The organism is Phaeobacter sp. (assembly GCF_022825805.1).
Classification (GTDB): domain Bacteria; phylum Pseudomonadota; class Alphaproteobacteria; order Rhodobacterales; family Rhodobacteraceae; genus Phaeobacter.
In genome coordinates this window covers 22577-41820 of the sequence record NZ_JAJDWC010000008.1, presented here as the reverse complement: position 1 = coordinate 41820, position 19244 = coordinate 22577, and the positions used below count along the sequence as shown (strand labels likewise).

The following is a 19244-nucleotide window of genomic DNA, read 5'->3' as shown; positions in this document are numbered from 1 at the left end:
CATGGCAGGAGTTTACCAGCCCGAAATGATGTGTTTTTCTCGAAATATGGCCCAGCAAGAGAAATTTAAATCAGCAGAATCCGATGAGTGAGAAAATAGATCAAATCGACGCCCTGTTGTTGCGCGCTCTGCAGGGCAACGCTCGTCTCGGCCTGGAGGCTTTGGCAGAGGAGACTGGGATTTCTGTGGCGTCTGTGCAGCGGCGGGTGAAATCCCTTCGGACGCGCGGTGTTATTACCGGCGACGTGGCGTTGCTTGATCCTGCCAAGGTGGGCAGCCCGATGACATTCGTCGTGATGATTGAACTGGAGCGCGAGCGGTTGGACCAAATTGACGCTTTCACCCGTCGCGCCGAAGCAGAGCCGATGGTGCAGCAGTGCTATTATCTGACCGGTGAGGCTGATTTCTGCCTGATCTGCACGGCGCAGGATATGGCCGCTTTTGAAGCCTTGACCAAGAGGCTGTTTTTTGAGGATTCAAATGTGCGCCGTTTTCGAACATCGGTTGTGATGGGACGCAAAAAGGTTGGTTTGCAGATCCCGATTGACTTGGATTGATCTCGTTTTGCGTCTTTTCGCCTCCAACTCCCCGCGCAATTTGTCTGGGCCAAAGGTAAGCAGGTCCCAGGGCCTCTGTGGGCTGGGGGTGGTTGAAATGAGGGTGATGAATATGGTTCGGGTGCTGTTCAGTCTCTTGGCATGTGTGTTTTTGTCATCAGTGGCCAGTGCCGATACCCGTTCACAAACAGAGGCCAAATTTCAAAACTGGCTGCGCACAGATGTTTGGCCTGCGGCCCGCCGTGCGGGTGTGGATCGTGGGGTTTTTGATGCGGCCGTCAAAAATATCAGTCTGAATTGGGATTTGCCTGATCTTAGGCCACCGGGGGGTGGCCAGGTTCCAGAACAGCAAAAGCAGGCGGAATTCCGGGCTCCGGCGGCTTATTTCAAAAACTCGACGCTGGCGTCAGCAGAGCGGGTTGGCAAAACTATGGCTGGTCGTCATCGTGCCACGCTGTCACGAATAGAACGTCAAACTGGTGTACCCGGTCGGATTATCCTCGCGATCTGGGGTCGTGAAAGCGCATATGGGAGCGCTGCCATTCCGCATGATGCATTCGAGGTCTTGGCGACAAAGGCGTTTATGGGTCGCCGGGCGGAGTTCTTCCGAGAAGAGTTGATTGCAGCGCTACAGATTGTGGATGGAGGTCATGCGCCCGCGGGTCGGCTGAAAAGCAGCTGGGCTGGTGCATTGGGGCAGCCACAGTTCATGCCGAGGAACTTTCTGGCTTACGCACAAGACGGCGATGGCGATGGTCGGCGCGATATCTGGCGCTCTGAGACAGATACTCTTGCTTCGATTGGCAGATACCTTGCCGCCTTTGATTGGCAACGGGGGCGGGATTGGGGTTTTGAAGTCAAAGTTCCGACAGATGTGTCCTGCGCCCTGGAAGGTCCGGACCAGGGGCGTAGGGTTCAGGATTGGCAAAAACTGGGCATTTCTCGCGTTTCCGGCCGCCCGTTTCCGGCTCATGAGCGTCAGGGCGAAGCCTATCTGTTGATGCCGGCTGGTCGTCACGGACCTGCATTTCTGGTGACGCCAAATTTCTACGTTCTGAAGAAATACAACAAAAGTGATCTCTACGCGTTGTTTGTAGGTCACATGGGGGATCGCATAGATTTCGGCGTCGGTGCATTCTCGGCGCGGTGGCAATCAGTCGATACCCTGTCGCGGTCCGGAATTGCGGCCATGCAAAGTGGATTGGAGCGACTGGGATATGACGTCGGCGGGGCCGATGGGTTGGTCGGTTACAAAACCCGTCGCTCCATTGGCGAGTGGCAACTGGCCAACGGGCAGGCCGCGACCTGTTTTCCTGATCGCAAGATCGTGTCTGCTTTGGCGCGGTAGTCACTTGTCCACTGGGACATCTTGCGTCGCTTGCGCAACGGGGCTGGCCCAGGGCAGGGCATCAGCACCTGTTGGCGCAAAGAGAATCGCTCACTCCAAATAGACGCAGGAGCATTGGTGATCAGTGTCCCTAATTGGGAAACAATTGCGGTAAATTGCCGTTTTTAGCGGGCTCAGCGCGCAGTAAACGGTTCGTTAACCAAATTCTGACGCAGGGGATTTGCGGTGTTTGGTCAATAAGCCTATCCATTTTTAGACAAAATGTATCACCACGTAAAAGAGATCCAGTCATGGCCAATGTGTTTATCGCCTCGACAGCCGAGGCCCCCGGTTTCAGCAGCCTTCTAGCCCTAGAGGGTTTTGACGTTTCAGCGGCAGGATTTGATCTCAGCGCGGATGCCATGCTTTTGGAACAACAGGCCGCCGATGGCACACAGCTGCAGTTGCAGGGTGATTTCTCCGACGCGAGCCCAGCGAACTGGCTCGTTTATTCCATTGATTTGTCACTGGATGGAGCCGCTGTCTTTTCGATTTCCAATATGTCGATCGGTTTCGAAGAGTTCGCTGGGCTATCTGGTGCCGACCGAGAGCGGGCCTTGTTGGCGGGTGATGATGCGATTGTGGCGCAAGGCAACGCCACCACACAGCTGCACAGCTATCGGGGCAATGACGAACTGCTGTTGGGCGCCGGTGACGACAGTGTCATCGGTGGTGGTGGTCGCGATCTGATCCGTGGTGGCTTGGGCGAAGACGAATTGCGCGGCGCGGCTGGCGCAGACCGTCTGCACGGCAATGGTGGTGATGATATCCTTTATGGTGGCACGGGGCGGGACAAACTGTTTGGCGGTTTGGGCCATGATGAACTCCGCGGCGGCGGTGGCCGAGATCGGCTGATGGGCGGCAACGGCAGTGACACACTGTTTGGTGGCGCCGGTGCTGATCGGCTGCTTGGTGGCGGAAGTGACGACATTTTGACGGGCGGTGCGGGTGCCGATGTGTTTATCTTCAATGACGGGGATCACACCGACACGATTACGGATTTCGAGGTCGGCGTTGATCGCATCCGGTTGGGTCAAGGTGCAGATGATCTCTCGGATGTCGACCTGGTGCAGGTGGGTGATAATGTTGAAGTCTATTTCGCCAATGTGACCGTCATCGTGGAGAACACGGAGTTGGCCGCGTTGAACGACGCGGACAATTTCTTGTTCTAACCCAATGTCGGGTCGGCAAGACCTGGCCATTTGTGGATCAACAGAGAAAAGGGGAAACCATGTTTGCTTGGAACAAAGCGACCTTTGCGGTGAAAGCACTTGTCGTGGCCTGTGGTTTTGCGGTGCCAGCGGCAAGTGTGGCAGACCCTCTGCCACGCGGTGCAAAAATCGCAAATCCGCAGAAAATTGCGAAGATCTACTCTGGCAAGACAGAGTTGTGGACCAACAACTGTGGCGGTGGCGTTTATTTCGCCCCTAACGGTCAGGCGCGCGCCTGGTGTGCGGACCAAGGCGAGAACCTGGGCGCGGGAACGTGGGCCGTCGATGCCAATGGGCGTATGTGCCAGGATCTGGTGTGGTATTATCCTGATAGCGGCCGCGCAGGCGCCAGTGCCAATGATCGGTCTTGTATCAGCCATGTGGTTGATCGGTGGGGCGTTGTTTGGCGCAGCTGGCCGAATGATCCGGAATGGTGGCCGATGGACAAAAATGCCGGTTTTGTGCGGGGGTACAAATTCCAGGCACAGGTCGGACAAACACGCTCCAAGCTGGGGTTCTGAGAACAAGGCGCCAATGGCGCCTTTTTTCATGCAATTGGCTGTGCCCTGTCATTGCAGAAAATGTTGCAATCGCGCGTTTTCCTCTTGCAACCAAGGGCGCGCAGAACTAAACCCCGCCGCAGTGGACCGATAGCTCAGCTGGATAGAGTACTTGACTACGAATCAAGGGGTCGGGGGTTCGAATCCTCCTCGGTCCGCCACTACTTCCCTCATGATTGTTCCGCGCGTGTGAACGGAATGCTCGCTGCCATCGGGTGTGTCAGTCGCAATCAAACAGGCTGTTAATCCCGTCCAGTTCCTTTCTCAATAACTCGGCGAAGGCCTTCGCGAGGCCCGATGGGGGTTTGTGCGCGGGCTGCATGATAGAGACTTTCAAAACCACTGATGGTTTGAATGGGCGAAACACCACTGGGCGTGGGCTCGGTTGCATCTTGAGGTAGCCGGCGGCGGTGATCGGATCGCACACGCAGTAACAAAGTTTTTTTTCCACCAAGGGAAGCGCTGGCTGGAAATTGCGCAGCTCAAACCTGTGCTCAAATTTGCTGTTTTGCTCCGCGAATGCGCGTTGGGTCGCCTTCAGATTTTGATGACCATCTTGCAGAGCTGCCATTGGCTTGCCGGACAGATCCTTGGCTTGGATGACAGATTTGGCTGCCAGGGGATCATCGGCTGCAATCGCGCAGACGCATTCCAGCTCCAGATTTTGCATATCGATGGCGGCTGAATTGCTGGGAGTTTCGCCCAAGCCGATGTCATATTGCTGCGAGGTGATCCACTCGGCAATGACCGCTGATGCCCGCATCATCAACGATGCCTGCACATCAGGTTTGTCTTTGAGAAAATCTGCGAGCAATTGCGGCATCAACATACTGGCGGCGGCTGGCATTGACGCGATGTTGAGACGCCCTTTTTCCAACGCGCCGATTTCCCGCATCGTTCTGGTCGATAAGGCCAAGCGATCCAGGATCGCGTCTGCTTCTCCCAGGAAATACAACGCTTCTGGTGTTGGCGACATTTTCCCGCGCTGGCGACGAAAAAGGGTGATGTTCAATTCGGTTTCCAAATTGGCAATCAAAGCGCTGATCGCAGGTTGCGTGCGGCCCATAACCCGCGCTGCCTCGGAAACGGATCCGGACCTGACCACCTCGCGAAAGGCCTGAAGTTGACGAAAGCTGATGTTCATAACACTGATTTATATATGAAAAATCACATGCTATAAAGTGACTTTATTTTACTATCAGTTTAATCGTTTTGACTTAATGGGCCTCAAATCCGATCTTGCCCCGACACTGGCTGGAATGGCTCGGGTCTTGGGGAGGATGGGATGACACGCTTTGCAAGCATTGTGTTGACAGTGCTGATTTGCCTGGTGGCGCTGGGGCAGTTTGTCCAGGTGATCACGCGCTATTTGCTGGAAATCCCAGTGATGGGTCTGGAGGAGAGCCTGCTTTATCCTACGCTGTGGCTCTACATGTTGGGTGCGGTAAATGCCTCGCGGGAAAACACCCATATCCGGGCCAATGTGCTGGAGATTTTTCTCAGCAAGGAACGTCAGCGGCAGGTTCTGTCAGTGATTTCGGAAACCATCAGTCTGATTGTCGGATTGTGGCTAACATCGTGGGCGTGGGATTTCACCCGCTACTCGATCCGCGTGTGGCGTGAAAGTCCAACGCTGTATCTGCCGACCTTTTATGTCGATATCGCGCTCTTCTGCGGCTTGTGCCTGATGATGGTGTTTACCTCTTGGCATTTGTTTCTGCACGTTCGCGCGCTCTTCCGCCCAGAGCCATCTTTGGCGACATCGGCTAACATCAAGGAAATCTGAAGATGGTCGAAATTGCTCTCCTAGCGGTGCTTGTCCTTGTGCTGCTTCTGACACTTGGTGTGCCGCTGCCCTATTGTTTTGGTGCAGGTCTGATGGTGATGTATTTTGCCGGGGACGTTGTGATGAAGGGCAACATGCTCTGGGGTTTCCAGCAATTGGGCAATCCGGTGCTGCTGGCCATTCCTCTGTTTGTTTTGGCCGGAACGATCATGAGTGTGTCCGGTATCGCAGCGAGTTTGCTGAATTTTGTGAACATTTTCATCGGGCACATGCGGGGTGGTCTGGGCATCGTTGCGACCGTGTCTTGCGCCTTGATCGGGGCAATTTCCGGATCTGGTCTGACCGGTGTTGCCGCAATTGGCCCGCTGCTGATCCCGGAAATGGAAAAACAGGGGTATCCGCGTGCCTACGCAACGGCCCTCATCGCAAACGCATCGCTCTTGGGGCTTTTGATTCCACCATCTGTCACGATGATCGTCTATGGCTGGGTCACGGACACTTCGATCCTGGCGTGCTTTCTGGCCACCTTGGGCCCGGGCCTTTTGATCATGGCGTTGTTTTCCGTCGTCAATGTTCGAATGGCACGTAAGTTTCCGCTGGAACTGGAGGCACCTTTGCGTGGCAAAATGTTCTTGGCCGAGGCCACGAACCGCGGACTGAAGGCGACACCTGCCTTGCTGATGCCCGTGATCATTCTCGGCGGCATCTACGGTGGCATCATGACGCCGACCGAAGCTGCTGCGGTGGCGGTGATCTACGCTGTGCCGGTTGGGTTTCTGATCTACAAAGGCCTGGATTTGCGGACTTTCCTGGGTGCCGGCCGTGAGGCTGCGACATCAGTGGGCGCGATCATGTTGATGATCCTGTCTTCCATGATCCTGAGCCAGATGTTCGTATTGGAGAGCATCCCGCAGGCGCTGGTGGAAGCGATCTTTGCCATCACGGACAACAAAATCGTCCTGCTGATCCTCATCAACGTGCTGCTGTTCCTAGTGGGCATGGTTGTGAACGATGTGACGGCCATCATTCTTATTGCGCCGCTGTTGTTGCCGCTGATGCAGGCCATCGGCATCAGCCCCATTCAATTTGCTGCCATCATGGGGGTGAACACGGCGATGGGTGGTGTGACCCCTCCTTACGCCTCGATCCTCTATCTTGGTGCTCGCATCGGTCAGGTCCCCGTCACAAGCGTGATCCGGCCAGCCATGACACTGATTGTGTTGGGTTATCTGCCGGTGGTTTTCCTGACCAGCTTTTGGTCCGACCTGTCGCTCTGGCTGCCAAGGGTCTTTGGCTACTGATCTGACTTGATGGCCATTCCACACACAAAAAACAACTTCAACAGAGGAGATATAACATGAATTCTGTCCTAAAGACGTCCTGCCTGACCGTAGCACTCGCCCTGACTACGGGGGTGGTCACAGCGGAAACGCTGAAGGTAAGCCACATCCGCCCACAAGGCGCGACAATTGACACAGAGCTGCGCCAGTTCGCCGACACTGTGTCCGCTGCAACCGATGGTGATTTGAACCTGAACTTGTTCCCTGCTTCGGCACTGGGGGATTACACATCGGTTCAAGAGCGGATTTCTGTGGGCGCCATCGACATGGCGGTTCAACCTGCCGCCACTGCGGTTGACCGGCGCATGCAGATTTCTGCGTTCCCATATGTCGCATCTGATTGGAGCGAGGCCAAAAAGATCTACGGTCCCGGCGGTGCCATCCATGCAGCGATGAAAGAGCTGTACGCCAAGCAAGACATCACCATGCTGGCGGCATATCCGGTCTATTTTGGTGGTATCGCACTGAACACAAACGCAGTGGACCCCGGTGATCCTGCTGCTGCGAAGGGTATCAAAGTCCGCGTTCCAGGGATCAAGAGCTTCCAGCTGACCGCTGACGCGCTTGGTTACATCAGCTCCCCCATCCCGTTCTCCGAAGCGTTTACAGCTGTTCAAACTGGTGTTGTTGACGGTGTGGTTGGCTCGGGCGCCGAAGGGTATTACGCGTCTTTCCGTGATGTGACGACAACTTACGTGCCCGTGAACACCCATTTCGAAGTGTGGTACATGATCATCAATTCCGGCACGCTTGCCGATTTGGATGCCGAGGATCGGGCCGCGCTTGAAGCAGCAGCACTGAGCTTTGAAGCGCAACGGTGGGAAACTGCCGAAGCGGATCAGGCCGCGTTTGAACAGAAGTTGGTCGACAACGGTGCAACCCTGGTGTCGCTGACCTCTGATGAGTTGAGCGTCACGGCAGATCATGTGCGCGCACAGGTCTGGCCGCAGGTGCTCGAAGATGTCGGGGCCGAGTGGGGCCAGTCCATCCTCGATAAAATCAGCGAATAAACATCCACTTCAGGAGGTGCCGGTTTACGGCGCCTCCCTCAGTTTGCCGGATTGTATTTGATGTTCACATCCTTGCGCGGGTTAAGCGGAGACCTGGTTGAAATCACTGTCAACGGTGCGCCATTGCAGGTTGTCGCCGGTCAATCCGTTTGGTCGGCGATGGCGTTGAATGGGTTTACGGTGACTCGCAAAGCCGCGGTCTCCGGCCAAGACCGCAGCGCCTATTGCGCGATGGGGGTGTGTTTCGAGTGTCTGGTGGAGATAGACGGTTTGCCCAATCAACAGGCATGCCTGCGCCGAGTGTCTGCGGGCATGGTTATCAACACCCAACACATCACCGAAGCATCCGAGGTCTATCATGCAGAGCTTTGATTGCGCCATTATTGGTACAGGGCCTGCTGGCATGTCGGCTGCGCTGCGCCTATCTGAATTGGGCGCGACGGTGGCAGTGTTGGATCGCGCACCGTCGCCCGGTGGACAGATCTATCGCGCGGTTGCGCAAAGCCCGCTTGCAACGCCCGACAAACTTGGCGCTGACTATCTCAGCGGTGCGGATCTGGTGTCCGCGTTCAGCAAAAGCAACGTCGCCTGGATGCCTGGTGCAGATGTTTGGCACCTGGGGGATGATGGCCGGATCTTCTACTCTCAGGACAATCGCACACAAGAATTGCAATGCAGGCAGATGCTCATTTGTCCGGGTGCGATGGAGCGGCCGATGCCGATACCTGGATGGACGTTGCCAGGCGTAATGACGGCGGGATCGGCCCAGGTCATGCTGAAATCCGACGCTATGGCCATCTCAGATGCGATTTTTGCAGGATCTGGACCGCTGCTTTATCTGATTGTGGCGCAATATCTGCGTCTGGGTATTCCTATTGCTGGCGTCGTTGACACAACACCGCGACAGAATTATGTCGCCGCCTTGCCTATGCTCGCATCTGCCCTGCGACAGGTTGGGATGCTGTTCAAAGGGCTGGGCCTTCTTCGCGAGATCCAGAAGTCCAAGGTGCCTTTTTATCGGTTCGCGACTGATCTTGAGGTTGTAGGAACAGATCATGCGCAAGGCCTGCGGTTTCAGCAGGATGGGGCGTCGTACGAACTGTCAGGGGATGCTGTTTTATTGCACCACGGCGTGGTGCCGAACTTGAATCTCGCGCGGTCCATTGGATTGGATCATGTCTTTGAGCCTGATCAATTGGCATGGCGAGTGAAAACATCGCCATTTGGTCAAACATCTTGCCCGCATATTTGGGTAGCCGGGGATGGCGCCGGAATTGTCGGCGCAAACGGAGCCAAACACGCTGGGGAGCTTGCAGCGCTTGGGATCGGCTGTGAACTGGGCTTGTTGGACGACGTAGGTCGCGATCAATTGGCAGAGGCACCGCGCAAAGCCTCGGCAGGTCAATCAGGATTTCGCCGATTTATCGACCGCCTGTACCAGCCGGCGCCCGATCTCATGCTGCCAACACGGGATGATACAATCGTATGCCGCTGCGAGGAGCAATCGCTTTGGGATTTAAGGCAGGGGTTTCAATCGGGCGCGCGCGATCCAAATGCACTGAAATCTCTGACCAGATGTGGAATGGGCCCGTGTCAGGGCCGTCAGTGTGGTCACATCGTGTCCGGACTTTTGGCAAAATGGCGCGAGGAACCCGTCGCGGATGTTGGGTACTATCGATTGCGCAGTCCGCTCCGGTTGCTCACTCTTGAGGAGTTGGCTCGCCTGCAGGATGGCGAGAGCGCGCGATGAAATCAGATGTTTTGATCATTGGCGGCGGCATACAAGGATCCGCCACTGCCTACTATCTCGCACGGCACGGGGTCTCTGTCGTTGTGCTCGAGAAAGACTATGTTGCGCGTCACGCATCAGGGGTGAACGCAGGGGGTGTACGCCTGTTGGGGCGTGACCTTGCGGAAGTGCCCTTGTCCAAGGCGTCCATGCAGATGTGGCAAACCTTGGATGAAGAGTTGGGACATGAAACCGGGTTCCGCGCACAGAGCATCGTAAACATCGCGTCTGACGAAAAAGACATGCAAGCTCTCAGATCGCGGCAAGAGATCATGCGGGCGGAGGGTCATGACCATGAGAGGATTATCGACCAATCCGAGTTGCGTGATCTTCTGCCTCACGTCAGTCCGGAATGTGTGGGTGGTGTGACCTCCAGTTTAGATGGCTATGCGATCCCTTATAAGGCGACGGTGGCCTTTCGGCGTGCAGCCGAACGCCTGGGCGCGGTCTTTTGTGAGGGCGAAGAATTGGTCGGGCTGCGACGGGTTGGCGAAACCTGGCTTGGACAGGGGCGACATCAGCGTTTTGAAGCAGACACCGTTGTGAACTGCGCAGGCGCCTGGGCGGATCAAATTGCGCTGATGATCGGGGATAACGTTCCTCTGAGCCATGCTGCTCCGATGCTGATGATCACCGCACGTATGCCGCATTTTGCCAAACCCGTGGTGGGCGCCGTGAGCCGCCAGCTAAGTTTCAAGCAGTTTGAAAATGGTACCGTGCTGATCGGTGGAGGGGCAAAAGGGTTTGCAGATCGCGCACGAAATGCGACGCGGCTGGATTACAAGAAATTGGCGGCGGCGGCGCGCACCACGGCTGAGTTCTTTCCCATCATGCGAAGCGCCGCAATCAACCGGATGTGGGCGGGTCTAGAGGCCTATATGCCCGACAACCTTCCAGTGATTGGTCCGGCGGTGAATGCGGATCGCGCGTTTCATGCCTTTGGTTTTTCGGCTCATGGATTTCAAATGGGACCCATTGTCGGTCAGACGATGGCAGATCTGGTTCTCAAGGGTCAGAGCCGCTATGCGCTTGGGGCATTTCGTGTCGATCGGTTTGATCGCAAAGTTCTTTGATAGCCCAACAGGAGACTCAACATGTCCATCACCCGCCTTGAGACAGGCACCCGCATGAGCAAAATCGTGAAGCACAACGGTGTTGCCTATCTGTGTGGTCAAACCTCAGATGCGCCAACGGTTGCTGATCAGACTCGCGACATCTTGCAAAAGGTCGACGCGCTGCTTGAGCAGGCGGGGAGTGACAATACGCGGATCCTGCAGTGTGTCATTTGGCTCTCTGACATGGCCGATTTCGCCGAGATGAACGCGGTTTGGGATGCTTGGGTCCCAGAAGGGCACGCACCGGCCCGCGCCTGTGGCGAGGCAAAGCTCGCGCGTGATGTGTTGAAGGTGGAAATGATCGTAACCGCCGCTTGCGATTAAGATCTTTTGGTTGGTCCCAGATAAATGGGGCCAACCGTTCGCTGCCAGAGTGTCAGTTGGCTTCTGCTTCTGCCAAGACTTTCTTTGCAATACGAAAACACTCAACACCCTGTGGTACGCCACAGTAGATGGCGATCACATGGATGATTGCGCGAATTTCATCCTGTGAGACACCGTTGTTCATGGCGCCGCGCAGGTGAAGTTCCCATTCGTGCATTTTGCCCAATGCACCGATCATGGACAGGTTCATCATGCTGCGCGTTTTTGCATCGATGACATCGTCACCCCAGCCAAAGCCCCAGCACCATGCTGTCATAGCCTCTTGAAAGGGACGCGTGAAATCATCGGCGGCCGCAAGATTTTTTTCGACATACTCGGCGCCAAGCGTCGCTTTTCGTTGCTCCAAGCCTTTCAGAAAAAGATCTTCGTCAAAGCTCATGGCTGTTCTCCCAATTTGATGGCAATATTCTTCGTCTGTACGTAATTCCAAAGAGCTTCTCGCCCTTTTTCCCGTCCATACCCGGATTTTCCATAGCCGCCAAATGGTGTTTCGACGCCGCCTGCATACCATTCGTTGACAAAGACTTGCCCTGCTTTGATGTCACGCGCGGCGCGCATTGCTCTGTTTGTGTCTGATGTGAATACCCCGCCGACCAGGCCGTAGTCGGTTGAATTGGCGATTTGAATGGCCTCCGCATCGGACCTGAAGGACAGAACAGAGAGTACGGGTCCAAAGACCTCATCTCTGGCGATGCTCATATCGGGTGTAATATCTGTCAAAACCGTCGGCTGCAGAAACGCGCCAGGACGGTTCAGCGCATGGCCTCCAGCCAAGACTTTTGCGCCTTGTGCTTCTGCGTGTTCAATCATCATGCGTGCCTTGTCGCGTTGCGCAACAGAGACCATGGATCCCATGTTGGCCCCAAATTCGGGTCTATCAATGCCCGGCCCCGTGCTCAGGCCATTTGCGATTGCCACGGCGCGGTCAATCAACTCGTCTTTGCGGCTGTCGTGCACGATGATGCGCGACATGGCAGAACAGACCTGCCCAGCATTGAAATAGATGCCCCAGCGCAAATCGGTTTCAAAGGCGTCCAGATCTGCATCCGCGTGCACAATGGCCGCTGATTTCCCGCCCAATTCCAAAACGCAGGGCACAACATTCTGCGCGGCGGCGGTGGCGATTGCGACACCAGTTGGCACTGAACCCGTGAAGACGATCTGATCGACACCGGGATGAGAGGCCAAGGCCGCACCCGCAACAGATCCGAGACCACAGAGAATATTCACTGCTCCGTTGGGCAGATCAACGGCCTCGGCTGCCTTGGCGAACCAAGCATTGGTGAGCGGTGTCAGTTCCGGCGTTTTAACGACACAGGTGTTGCCCGTGGCCAAGGCAGCTGACAGGGATCTGGCGGTCATTTCGATTGGATAGTTCCAAGGAATGATTTGCGCCGAAACCCCCATGGGTTCATGAATGGTGAAGTCCAGATACCCGTTGCCCAGTGGGATAGATCGCCCCTCAAGGGTTTCTGCCTGGTTGCCGTAGTATTCAAAATACCGAGCGGCTCCTTCGATTTCGAGTTTGGACTCCCAAAGCGGCTTGCCTTGTTCAAGTGTCAAAACCTCAGAAATCTCATCGATATGATCAAGCAGGTATTGGCCCATCGCCTGTACCTTGCGGCCTCGCTCCACCGGGCGTAGACCCGACCACTCGGACGACAGATGCAGTTTTTTCGCCGCACAAACAGCTGCATCTACATCCGTTTCATTCGCCAGTGCTTGATGCGCGATTGTCAGGCCAGTGGCTGGGTTTTCTACCGGATGCCGACCTGCTTTACCGTCGACCCACCGGCCGTCGATATAGTTTTGCCAGTAGTCTTTGATCATTTTTGCTGTCCAGTATTGAAGGGTGGTCTGTTTGGATGATCGACAGCCTCACGCATCCACTTTTGCAGGGCTGCGATCGAATGTTCGGAGCTCACGCCGCAGGCTGGATCGACCACCAATGGGCCAGGGCGATAGCCGCGGGAGCGGAGGCCGCGCTGCACGCTTTCCACCAAAGATATGTCCTCCGCAACAGTGGTTTCGAGGTCCTGTTTTGCCAATGTTCGAATGATATCAGAGTCTTCGCCCCGATCTGTGTACCAACCACGCCAAACTGTACAGTCCGCTGCACCATTTGCGCGCCAATGGTAGGTGTTCAGGATGTTTCCGGGATAACACTGAAACGAAAACATCGGCCACAAGAACCAGCTTTGATAGCGGTCTGCGTTGGGAACGCTCAAATCAACCGGATAGGTCATTTTTTCCATCGACTGACATTCCGTTGTGTGGCGCAGAACATAGCCGCCCTGGTAATCTGGCTGAATGTCATAGGTCTCTGGTCGGACCACGCCTTCGGCAAATGTGGCGTGATTGATTGGGCAGTGGTAGCATTCGGAGTAGTTTTCGACGGAGACTTTCCAATTGCAACTCTCTGGGATCTCGATCCATTCCAGCGGCGCAAGCGTGGCCAGATTGGGCACAAAAGCAGCGATTTCATCGCGCACGCCAGGAAACCAGTCATCCATGGGTGCAGCCTCGGGATCCAGATTGACGAAAAGAAAGCCGTGAAAGTCTTCGCTTCTTACTTCTGACAGGCAGATGTCCGAGCGGTCAAATCCCGGAACAGATTTGATGTTGGGACCGGAGCGCAGGCGACCTGTGAGTTCATAGGTCCACGCGTGATAGGGACAGACGACCAAACGCGTGTTGCCTGCACCTTCAACCAATTCGTGGGCACGGTGTTGGCAGACGTTGAAGAACACACGGATCTTTTCGTCGCGACCGCGGATTGCGAACAGGCTTTCGCCCGCGATGTCAAAAGTGAAATAGTCCCCAATGTTCGGGATCTGGCTGACATGTCCTGCAAATTGCCAAGTTCGGGACAATAAGCCCGTCACTTCCTGCTGAAACACATCTGGGTCGGTGTAATATCGCGCGTCAAGCGACCGCAATGGTGTGGTGCTCATTCCGGTTCTTCCCTGTAAATCCCAAGTTGATGGCGCCGGGTGTGGAATTTTTCCACCCGTGTGATGATTTCATCGCTGGCAACAGCAATCACAAAACTGAGCAGCGTTTCTAGCAAGGCGATTGTTGCCGCCGATGACGGAAAAAATTGCGGTGCATCGTTGTGAACGACAAAACTGTGGTCTGCAGCCAGCGCGATTGGGCTTGCTGGGCTGTCGGAGATGGCAATCACACAAAGGCCCTGCTCTTTCGCAATGTGCACGGCGTCAACCACTTCGCTGCGGTAGGGGCGACACGTGATAGCGATCAGGACGTCCCGACTATCGGCCCAAGCGAGATCATCCACGGGGGTCGAGCCTGATTTCGGGATCGCATGAAACTGCGTCATGCCAGTCGAGGCGAGATAGGTGAAGTTGCGCGCATTGGCATTTTGCACCCCAACGCCAAGCGTGAAGACGTTTCGACAATTCCAGATGGCCTCGGCGCTTTGCTTTAGGGCGCCGACATCAATAGCGGCAAAGGTTTCTTCGATATTGCCAAGGGTGCTTGCAATTGTTTCAGCATAAAGCGCGCCCAGCTCGCCACGTTTGCTGATGTCCTGCAGCCATCTGGCGCGGTCCGGGAAGTCGATATTGCCGCGTCGGATCGCCTCGCGGAAAGGTTCTCTGAAGTCGTCGTAACCATCGAAGCCCACCTGCCGGGCCATTCGCACCAATGTGTTTGGTTTTACATTCGCAGCTTTGGCAATTTCCCGAACGGTCGATACCCCGATATCCCGTGGATTTTCGAGAACATATCGCGCAGCTTTTTGCGCTTCGGGCGTCAAGTCCGACCATTCGTCTGAGAGGCGGCTCAGAACGGCAGTGGATGGGTCGGAGGTGCTTTTGGTGTTTGATACATTTGTGTCATTCATGATTGACGATGGTATTTTTGTTTGCTTAGCCTGTCGAGAGGAATCTGTTCAAAGCGAGAAAAAGGGATCTGACATGGTCGCAGAACTTCCAGGGCAGGCACGGGTGGTCATCGTCGGTGGCGGTGTTATGGGCGTTGGTCTGGCCTACCATCTGGGTCATGAGGGTTGGGGTCAGGACGCTGTTTTGCTGGAGAAGGCAGAGCTGACCTCCGGGTCGACCTGGCACGCGGCTGGTCAAATTACCCATTCCACAAGCTCGTTTTCGCTAGGCAAGTGTGTGGACTACAACATTGGTCTGTACTCAGGCGCGCTGGAGGCTGAGACCGGCCAGGCAGTGACCTGGCACGGCTGTGGTTCTTTCCGGCTTGCCTACACCGAAGACGAAATGGATTGGTTGCGTCACACCTTGTCTGTGGGCCGATCGCTTGGGTTCAACATTGAGCTGGTTGGACCAGACCGTGTCGCAGAACTGCATCCATTTTACAATTTGGATGGCGTTCTCGGTGCTTTGCACACGCCTGATGATGGGCATGTGGATCCAACAAATGTCACCATGGCAATGGCGGCGGGCGCGCGGGCAAAGGGGGTCAAGATCATTCGCCGGTGCCGCGCAACAAACATCACCCAATTGCCTGACGGCAGCTGGCGCGTCGACACCGAAAAAGGCTCGATCATCTGCGAACATGTTGTGAATGCAGGCGGGACCTATGCGCGCCAAATGGGGGAATGGTCGGGGTTGCAGCTGCCGATGACCTCTATGACCCACCATTACTTTGTCACAGAACCCGTGCCTGAATTTGCTGATCTCGACAGGGAGCTGCCCGTCATCCGCGACGATAAAAAAGTGTCGGGATACATTCGGATGGAGCAAAAGCGTGGCCTGATTGGGATCTATGAGAAATCAAATCCCAACACGGTCTGGGAAGAGCATTGCCCCTGGGACGCGGAAAACGAACTTTTTGATGCGGATTATGACCGGGTCATGCCCTGGCTCGAAGAGAGCCTGAACCGGATGCCTATCTTTGCGCCTTTGGGTATCCAACGCGAAGTTCATGGTGCTATCTCGCATCCGCCGGACGGCAATCCGCTGATTGGACCGGCACCCGGTGTGCGAAATTACTGGTGCTGTTGTGGCACGCAAATTGGGATTGGCTGGGGCCCGGGGCTGACCCGAGAGCTGGCGCGCTGGATGGTTCACGGCGCGGCAGATATCTCCATGCGTGACTATGACCCGCGTCGGTTCGGGAGCTACGCGACGCCAGAATGGCAAGTTACAAAGGCCAAAGAAGATTATTGCTTGCGGCACGAGATCCCGTTTCCGCATTTCAATCGGTTGGCTGGCCGCCCGGTAAAGACATCTCCCTTTTATGACCATCTGGTGGCGCAGGGTGCAGTTCATGAAGAAGTGTATGGCCACGAGCGCCCAAGATGGTTTGCCCCTGATGGCGTGGAGCCGGTTGATCAGTATTCCTTCCGCCGAACTGAGGTTGATCAGATTGTGGCTAAGGAAGTGCAGGCCGTGCGCGAACGGGTTGGTGTGATGGACATTTCCGCCTTCACAAAGATCGAGGTCGCAGGTCCAGATGCCGCTGCTCTGCTCGATAAATTGATCGCAAACCGGTTGCCACAAAAACAGGGCGGCATTTGCCTCACTCATATGCTGAATTCAGCCGGGCGTATCGAATTGGAAACGACGGTGGTTCGATTGGCAGAGGACCGTTTCTATCTGGTGTGCGCTGCATTTTTCGAACAGAGGCTGCTGGATCATCTCGCCTGCCACACCGTTGACGAGAGCGTATCGGTGACCTGTCTGTCCGACACTTGGGCCGCCCTGAGCCTTAATGGACCAATGGCCCGGGCGGTGTTGTCACATTGCACCGACGCTGATTTGTCGAACGCCGGATTCCGATGGTTGACGGCTCAGCAGATCACTGTGGCGAATGTCGAACTTTGGGCGTTCCGTATGTCATACGCGGGTGAGCTGGGTTGGGAACTGCACATCCCGCGCGACCAGGCACTTTCGGTGTATCAGGCGCTGTGGGAGGCCGGACAATCGTATGGAATTGCCAACTACGGTTCCTTTGCGATGAATGCAATGCGCATGGAGAAGGGGTTCAAAGGTGCCGGGGAGCTGACGAACGAAGTCACCCTGCCCGAGGCAGATGTAATGCGGTTTGTGCAAACGGATAAGGATTTTCTGGGCAAAGCGGCGACATTGGCGCAACCGGTTCGTTGGCTCTGTGCAAATTTGGAAATTGACGCTGATGGCGAAATCGATGGCCATGGCGGAGAGGCTGTGCTGCAGGCAGGCACAACGGTTGGCGCAACGGCTTCTGTCGCTTTTGGCCCAACTGTCGGAAAGGTGCTGGCGTTTGCCTACCTTCAACCGGATGCGGCGGTTCCGGGCAATGAGTTGGAGGTTTTGATCCATGGCGTGCCCCGCGCGGCAAGGGTGTTGGGCGAACCCGCCTTTGATCCGCAATCTCTACGTCCGCGCAGCGATCGGGATATGACCGATGCAAGCAGGAGTGCTGCGCAATGAGCCGATCTGTTTGGGACGCATTGATGGCTTCGGTCGAACAAGCCTTTGAGAAATGTCCAGACCTGCCGGATTTTATGGCATTTCCGCAAGACATTACCTTTGGTGACGTCGATCCAGTGCTGCTAACGCCGTACCATGGGTTCATTGCACAGACGGGGCTTTCTGCAGGTCCTTTTGACACACTGCGGGATGGATTTATGGCGGCGGCGCCCCACGCGCGGTGGCGCCAGCATTACACGGCTGATGAAATCAGTCAGGATTTTGTCGATCAATTCGGCTGCTATTGTCTGGTGGGTGAAGAGGGGCCTTTCCAATCAGCGACGCTGCGGGCCTGGATGGTCTACATGCCACCGGGGCTCCATTACCCATGGCATCAGCATCCGGCAGAAGAACTCTATTTCGTCGTGTCCGGCAAGGCAGACTTCCACGCTGCAGGACGTGAGAGCCGCGCCTTGGGTGCTGGCGAGGTATCGTTCCATGCATCAGACCAACCACATGCAATGACAACAGCGGCGGACCCGGTGATGTGTTTGGTGATGTGGCGCAACGGTTTTGAAACAGGTCCTGCGCTGTCTAAATCGGAGGCGGTAGCATGAAAATCAATCGTATCTCGCTGTGGCATCTGCCTCTGAGCAGTCATGAAACCTACCATATGGCGGATGGAAAGACCTGTGACACCGTTGAAACTGTGATCTTGCGCATCGATACGGACAGCGGGGTTTCAGGCTGGGGCGAGGTGTGTCCAATACCCCACTATCTGCCTGCGTTTGCGCGTGGTGTTGCGCCGGTTGTCGAGGCGTTGTGCCCCGTGTTGATTCGGGCCGATCCGTTGGGCGTCGAGGCGTTGATGGAAACGGTCAACCGCCATCTGCAGGGCCATGTTTACGCAAAATCCGCTGTCGACATGGCGCTTTGGGATATCACCGGCAAAGTGGCGGGCCTGCCGCTCTATGCGTTGCTTGGCGGCAGAGCGGTCGAAGATATGCCGTTGTATCATTCGATCACCTGTGTGGCGCCCGACGAAATGGCGCGTATTGCATCGGATGCCTTTGACCAAGGGATGCGGCAGTTTCAGGTCAAACTGGGGGCGGATGCGGATTGGCAGGCCGATGTCGAGCGGTTGCACAAGGTCCGTGAAGCTGTTGGTGCAGGCCCGCTGGTTTACGGCGATTGGAATTGTGGCGCAAGCGGGCTCGACGCCAGTCGCGTTGGCCGGGCTGTTGCCCATCTGGATGTCATGCTGGAACAGCCCTGCGGATCGATCGCCGAATGCGCAAGAGTGCGCTCCGCAACCGGCTTGCCCATGAAACTTGATGAATCGGCGCATGACTTCGCCAGCCTGATGGAGGGTCATCAAAGCGGTTGCATGGATGCGGTTGCCCTTAAACTTTCGAAGTTTGGAGGGTTATCCGCTGCCCGAAGCGCCCGGGACATATGCCTCCAGCTTGGAACGCAAATGTGTATCGAATGCACTTGGGGCTCTGACATCACCACAGCTGCGGCTTTGCATCTTGCAGCATCAACGCCCGCGAGGGGCCTGATGAACACCTGCGATCTGTCACATTACGTTGCACCGCGCGTCGCCCCTGATGCGCCAGATCGCAGGAACGGACGGATTGCACCACCCGAAGGCGTCGGTTTGGGGGTGACCCCGGATTTGTCCGTGCTGGGCACGCCGGATTTTATATGGAACTGATA

19 protein-coding genes and 1 tRNA gene are annotated in these 19244 nt (G+C 55.8%); 15 read left to right on the top strand and 5 right to left on the bottom strand.

Annotation, left to right across the window (positions count from 1 at the left end):
- Positions 1-83: 83 nt before the first annotated feature.
- From Q0C28_RS00705 to Q0C28_RS00685, 5 genes are all read left to right on the top strand, one after another.
- Positions 84-557 (top strand): Lrp/AsnC family transcriptional regulator, encoded by a 474-nt coding sequence (locus tag Q0C28_RS00705; RefSeq protein WP_293572728.1) that lies wholly within the window; start codon positions 84-86, stop codon positions 555-557.
- 97 nt (positions 558-654) lie between these two features.
- Positions 655-1905 carry a lytic murein transglycosylase gene (locus Q0C28_RS00700; RefSeq protein WP_366934212.1) on the top strand — a complete coding sequence of 417 codons (1251 nt, stop codon included), beginning with the start codon at positions 655-657 and terminating at the stop codon, positions 1903-1905.
- Between the two features lie 290 nt (positions 1906-2195).
- Positions 2196-3116: a calcium-binding protein gene (locus tag Q0C28_RS00695; protein ID WP_293572727.1), complete on the top strand. Its 921-nt coding sequence runs from the start codon at positions 2196-2198 to the stop codon at positions 3114-3116.
- Positions 3117-3175: 59 nt separating this feature from the next.
- A complete protein-coding gene (locus Q0C28_RS00690; protein ID WP_293572726.1) occupies positions 3176-3676 on the top strand; it encodes a DUF995 domain-containing protein in 501 nt (166 codons plus the stop codon).
- A 123-nt stretch (positions 3677-3799) separates the two neighbouring features.
- A tRNA-Arg gene (locus Q0C28_RS00685) sits at positions 3800-3876 on the top strand.
- A gap of 59 nt (positions 3877-3935) precedes the next feature.
- Here the strand turns inward: Q0C28_RS00685 and Q0C28_RS00680 are convergent.
- Positions 3936-4859 carry a LysR substrate-binding domain-containing protein gene (locus Q0C28_RS00680; RefSeq protein ID WP_293572725.1) on the bottom strand — a complete coding sequence of 308 codons (924 nt, stop codon included), beginning with the start codon at positions 4857-4859 and terminating at the stop codon, positions 3936-3938.
- Between the two features lie 141 nt (positions 4860-5000).
- Between Q0C28_RS00680 and Q0C28_RS00675 the strand changes: the two genes are divergently transcribed.
- From Q0C28_RS00675 to Q0C28_RS00645, 7 genes are read left to right on the top strand one after another with little or no spacing between them, the layout of a single operon-like run.
- Positions 5001-5501: a TRAP transporter small permease subunit gene (locus tag Q0C28_RS00675; protein WP_293572724.1), complete on the top strand. Its 501-nt coding sequence runs from the start codon at positions 5001-5003 to the stop codon at positions 5499-5501.
- Between the two features lie 2 nt (positions 5502-5503).
- Positions 5504-6802, top strand: a complete 1299-nt coding sequence (locus Q0C28_RS00670; RefSeq protein ID WP_293572723.1) for a TRAP transporter large permease — start codon at positions 5504-5506, stop codon at positions 6800-6802.
- Between the two features lie 56 nt (positions 6803-6858).
- Positions 6859-7851 carry a TRAP transporter substrate-binding protein DctP gene (gene dctP / locus Q0C28_RS00665; RefSeq protein ID WP_293572722.1) on the top strand — a complete coding sequence of 331 codons (993 nt, stop codon included), beginning with the start codon at positions 6859-6861 and terminating at the stop codon, positions 7849-7851.
- Between the two features lie 60 nt (positions 7852-7911).
- Positions 7912-8223 (top strand): (2Fe-2S)-binding protein, encoded by a 312-nt coding sequence (locus Q0C28_RS00660; protein ID WP_293572721.1) that lies wholly within the window; start codon positions 7912-7914, stop codon positions 8221-8223.
- Entirely contained in the window at positions 8210-9601 is a 1392-nt protein-coding gene (locus Q0C28_RS00655; protein ID WP_293572720.1) for an NAD(P)/FAD-dependent oxidoreductase, read from the top strand. The genes Q0C28_RS00660 and Q0C28_RS00655 overlap by 14 nt, the downstream gene beginning before the upstream one ends.
- On the top strand, positions 9598-10713 hold the full coding sequence (locus Q0C28_RS00650) for an FAD-binding oxidoreductase (protein WP_293572719.1): 1116 nt from the start codon (positions 9598-9600) through the stop codon (positions 10711-10713). The genes Q0C28_RS00655 and Q0C28_RS00650 overlap by 4 nt, the downstream gene beginning before the upstream one ends.
- A 21-nt stretch (positions 10714-10734) precedes the next feature.
- Positions 10735-11079, top strand: a complete 345-nt coding sequence (locus Q0C28_RS00645) for a RidA family protein (RefSeq protein WP_293572718.1) — start codon at positions 10735-10737, stop codon at positions 11077-11079.
- A gap of 52 nt (positions 11080-11131) precedes the next feature.
- Here the strand turns inward: Q0C28_RS00645 and Q0C28_RS00640 are convergent, their stop codons facing one another.
- The 4 genes from Q0C28_RS00640 to Q0C28_RS00625 are packed head-to-tail and all read right to left on the bottom strand — an operon-like array spanning position 11132 to position 15004.
- Complete coding sequence (locus Q0C28_RS00640) at positions 11132-11518, bottom strand: carboxymuconolactone decarboxylase family protein (RefSeq protein ID WP_293572717.1); 387 nt, start codon at positions 11516-11518, stop codon at positions 11132-11134.
- Positions 11515-12969: an aldehyde dehydrogenase family protein gene (locus Q0C28_RS00635; RefSeq protein ID WP_293572716.1), complete on the bottom strand. Its 1455-nt coding sequence runs from the start codon at positions 12967-12969 to the stop codon at positions 11515-11517. The genes Q0C28_RS00640 and Q0C28_RS00635 overlap by 4 nt, the downstream gene beginning before the upstream one ends.
- Positions 12966-14093, bottom strand: a complete 1128-nt coding sequence (locus Q0C28_RS00630; RefSeq protein WP_293572715.1) for an aromatic ring-hydroxylating dioxygenase subunit alpha — start codon at positions 14091-14093, stop codon at positions 12966-12968. The genes Q0C28_RS00635 and Q0C28_RS00630 overlap by 4 nt, the downstream gene beginning before the upstream one ends.
- Positions 14090-15004, bottom strand: a complete 915-nt coding sequence (locus Q0C28_RS00625) for a MurR/RpiR family transcriptional regulator (RefSeq protein ID WP_293572714.1) — start codon at positions 15002-15004, stop codon at positions 14090-14092. The genes Q0C28_RS00630 and Q0C28_RS00625 overlap by 4 nt, the downstream gene beginning before the upstream one ends.
- 73 nt (positions 15005-15077) lie before the next feature.
- On the opposite strand from Q0C28_RS00625, the gene Q0C28_RS00620 reads away from it, so the two are divergent.
- The 3 genes from Q0C28_RS00620 to Q0C28_RS00610 are packed head-to-tail and all read left to right on the top strand — an operon-like array spanning position 15078 to position 19242.
- Positions 15078-17546, top strand: coding sequence for an FAD-dependent oxidoreductase (locus Q0C28_RS00620; protein ID WP_293572713.1), 2469 nt, complete (start codon positions 15078-15080; stop codon positions 17544-17546).
- Complete coding sequence (locus Q0C28_RS00615; RefSeq protein WP_293572712.1) at positions 17543-18142, top strand: dimethylsulfonioproprionate lyase family protein; 600 nt, start codon at positions 17543-17545, stop codon at positions 18140-18142. The genes Q0C28_RS00620 and Q0C28_RS00615 overlap by 4 nt, the downstream gene beginning before the upstream one ends.
- Positions 18139-19242 (top strand): enolase C-terminal domain-like protein, encoded by a 1104-nt coding sequence (locus Q0C28_RS00610; RefSeq protein ID WP_293572711.1) that lies wholly within the window; start codon positions 18139-18141, stop codon positions 19240-19242. Before Q0C28_RS00615 ends, Q0C28_RS00610 begins: the two co-directional genes overlap by 4 nt.
- The last annotated feature ends 2 nt before the right edge of the window (positions 19243-19244 follow it).

Bases quoted from the DNA above. Each gene is read 5' to 3' on its own strand.
- Q0C28_RS00705 (WP_293572728.1), top strand. From the start codon at position 84: ATGAGTGAGAAAATAGATCAAATCGACGCCCTGTTGTTGCGCGCTCTG.
- Q0C28_RS00700 (WP_366934212.1), top strand. From the start codon at position 655: ATGAGGGTGATGAATATGGTTCGGGTGCTGTTCAGTCTCTTGGCATGT.
- Q0C28_RS00695 (WP_293572727.1), top strand. From the start codon at position 2,196: ATGGCCAATGTGTTTATCGCCTCGACAGCCGAGGCCCCCGGTTTCAGC.
- Q0C28_RS00690 (WP_293572726.1), top strand. From the start codon at position 3,176: ATGTTTGCTTGGAACAAAGCGACCTTTGCGGTGAAAGCACTTGTCGTG.
- Q0C28_RS00680 (WP_293572725.1), bottom strand. From the start codon at position 4,859: ATGAACATCAGCTTTCGTCAACTTCAGGCCTTTCGCGAGGTGGTCAGG.
- Q0C28_RS00675 (WP_293572724.1), top strand. From the start codon at position 5,001: ATGACACGCTTTGCAAGCATTGTGTTGACAGTGCTGATTTGCCTGGTG.
- Q0C28_RS00670 (WP_293572723.1), top strand. From the start codon at position 5,504: ATGGTCGAAATTGCTCTCCTAGCGGTGCTTGTCCTTGTGCTGCTTCTG.
- dctP (WP_293572722.1), top strand. From the start codon at position 6,859: ATGAATTCTGTCCTAAAGACGTCCTGCCTGACCGTAGCACTCGCCCTG.
- Q0C28_RS00660 (WP_293572721.1), top strand. From the start codon at position 7,912: ATGTTCACATCCTTGCGCGGGTTAAGCGGAGACCTGGTTGAAATCACT.
- Q0C28_RS00655 (WP_293572720.1), top strand. From the start codon at position 8,210: ATGCAGAGCTTTGATTGCGCCATTATTGGTACAGGGCCTGCTGGCATG.
- Q0C28_RS00650 (WP_293572719.1), top strand. From the start codon at position 9,598: ATGAAATCAGATGTTTTGATCATTGGCGGCGGCATACAAGGATCCGCC.
- Q0C28_RS00645 (WP_293572718.1), top strand. From the start codon at position 10,735: ATGTCCATCACCCGCCTTGAGACAGGCACCCGCATGAGCAAAATCGTG.
- Q0C28_RS00640 (WP_293572717.1), bottom strand. From the start codon at position 11,518: ATGAGCTTTGACGAAGATCTTTTTCTGAAAGGCTTGGAGCAACGAAAA.
- Q0C28_RS00635 (WP_293572716.1), bottom strand. From the start codon at position 12,969: ATGATCAAAGACTACTGGCAAAACTATATCGACGGCCGGTGGGTCGAC.
- Q0C28_RS00630 (WP_293572715.1), bottom strand. From the start codon at position 14,093: ATGAGCACCACACCATTGCGGTCGCTTGACGCGCGATATTACACCGAC.
- Q0C28_RS00625 (WP_293572714.1), bottom strand. From the start codon at position 15,004: ATGAATGACACAAATGTATCAAACACCAAAAGCACCTCCGACCCATCC.
- Q0C28_RS00620 (WP_293572713.1), top strand. From the start codon at position 15,078: ATGGTCGCAGAACTTCCAGGGCAGGCACGGGTGGTCATCGTCGGTGGC.
- Q0C28_RS00615 (WP_293572712.1), top strand. From the start codon at position 17,543: ATGAGCCGATCTGTTTGGGACGCATTGATGGCTTCGGTCGAACAAGCC.
- Q0C28_RS00610 (WP_293572711.1), top strand. From the start codon at position 18,139: ATGAAAATCAATCGTATCTCGCTGTGGCATCTGCCTCTGAGCAGTCAT.